Source organism: Lacihabitans sp. LS3-19, assembly GCF_024343575.1.
Taxonomy (GTDB): Bacteria; Bacteroidota; Bacteroidia; order Cytophagales; family Spirosomataceae; genus Leadbetterella.
The window spans coordinates 1-2,311 of the sequence record NZ_RJUA01000048.1; the positions used below are offsets into that span (position 1 = coordinate 1).

Sequence of the window (2,311 nt, forward strand, 5' to 3'; positions counted from 1 at the left end):
TCCTACAAATGTTCCACTTGGGTCATATGTCAAGGCTGCTGCTTCTGTTGGATTCAATACTTGTCCTACCGTTACTGGTGTTCCAGCCAAAGCCAAAATACCGTTTGTTGGAAGACTTGAAATTGTATAGCTTACTATTGTTCCGTCCGTATCTGTCGCTGCTAATGCATTGATTGGACTTGCTCCTGCTGTTGAGGCTATCGCTGCATTTGTGTCGTCTGTTGCTACTGGAGGATTGTTCGTAAAATCTATAGTTACCCGTCCGTATCTGTCGCTGCTAATGCATTGATTGGACTTGCTCCTGCTGTTGAGGCTATCGCTGCATTTGTGTCGTCTGTTGCTACTGGAGGATTGTTCGTAAAATCTATAGTTACAGTAGCTGGAGTTGTATCTTCTAATCCAGTATTATCAATGAATGCATAATCAAAAGTAACCGTTCCTACACTTGGAAAAGCAGGATCAATAGTTAATAAAGTTGGATTATAATTTGTTATAATTTGATCTAATGTAACAGGCGTTCCATTATAATACAAAGTACCGTTTGCCGGTAAACTTTTTATAATTATTGTATTTGTTGCACCCAAACTTCCATCTTCTGTGTCTGATCCGCTTAATGTTGGAACTGTTACGGTATTTGTACCAGTAGGGTTTGGAACTGTTGTGGAAGCATTATTTGAATTTGGAGTATTATTTAATCCAAAATTAACATTTGATATACTAGATGAAACCACTGTTATTAAAGTTTGACCATCCGCAGTTCCATCTCCTGTTACAATAGTCCCCTCACCCACACTGCCAAATCCAGTTGGAAATGCAATTGCAGGAGCAGGATTTCCAACTGTCCCAGTTGTGGTACTTATCATAACAGTATAATCTCCAGAATCAATATTATTAAAAATATAAGAACCATCAGAGGCAACGGTTGCAATGGAAACTATATCTCCAGAAGTATTAATTAAATATGCATATAATCCTCCAAAATTAGTTCCTGTACCATCTATGAATCCATTATTTATTCCATTAGGGTCATTGAATACATTTCCAGATACATCTAAACAATAAGGCAATCTTAAATTCAATAAACTTGAAGACTCTTCAACGGCCCAAAACCACGAATTGATAATTCTTAAATTACCGTAATCATCACTAGCATCCGTAGGTGTACTAGCACCTCCGCCATTATCTGGTGCTGGTGGAACAATCAGTGAAGTACCATAATTTCCATTCCACGCATGTGCTGGAGAAGTTTGACCTAAAAAACTATTATCTATTCCACCCGTTGTCAAATTTGAATTATTCGCAGGTGTACCACTGATGGTTGTTGTAGATGCATCATCCCAAAACAACTTTATGGCTGTACTACTTTGAGGGCTTATAGAACTTACAGTAAATCCTTGCTGATTTAATTCAGCATCATATAGTGGTATATTTACCCTTCCTCTTAAAACACTTATAGTGGTAATAACATTTGTATTTGGTGGTAATACATTACCTAATCCATCTTTTCCGTCCCAAGGCATTAAATTGCTTCCTGCAGGAACATTTAAAGCCTCTAAAACCCTATCCATTGAATTAGCCTGATAACCAGCTACTCCATTTAAATCTAATAAAAATCTTACATCTCCCAAAACAGAAGTATTATAAGGAATATTATAATTTGGAGCACAACCTTGAACATTTCCGGATAATGTTGGAGCTGCGGCTAATGCTGCAACCGGAAATACACCCGGGTCTGGACTAGATAAAAATGTTTTAAAGCTATTGGTTAAAGCAGGAATTGTGGTTCCTTGAGAAAAAGATTTTCTACCAACCAACCAGTTAGTTTCAGAAGGATTTACACCATATGAATTGAATGCGGGATTAAAACCTAAAGGCTGAAAGTCTGTAAACTGTACTTTAACTACAGTTTGGTCATTGGTGTAAGAATAAAATGCAGGGCTAATTTTTGTATCAAACCCTCCTGAATAAGCTGGACTATCTGTCGGTGCAGTAGCTCTAAAATTCCAGTTCTGAGAAAATACTCTACCTGGGTGGGTTACTCCACTAGCTTCACCAACTGTAAAATCCCAAAATGTACTCCAAATATTAGTAGTAGTCAAATTACTAGATGCTCCTGCAGTAGCAGAAGTATAAATCTCTATATAGTAATCTCCATTGGCAGATGGATCAAAGGTTTTAGGAGTATAGCCTGAAGGGTTAGTTCCACCAATATTTGGGCCATTGAATGCCTGTGTATAGGAAATTGTTGACGATAAAACTGCAGGAGAACCAATCACAGTACCAGTTGCATCTTTAATGCGGTAATATGTGT

The 2,311-nt window shown here is 37.6% G+C and carries 1 pseudogene; it reads right to left on the minus strand.

The features are described 5' to 3' along the window. Positions 1–254: 254 nt before the first annotated feature. Positions 255–2,311, minus strand: a pseudogene (locus EGI22_RS15175) (hypothetical protein); the annotation flags it as partial.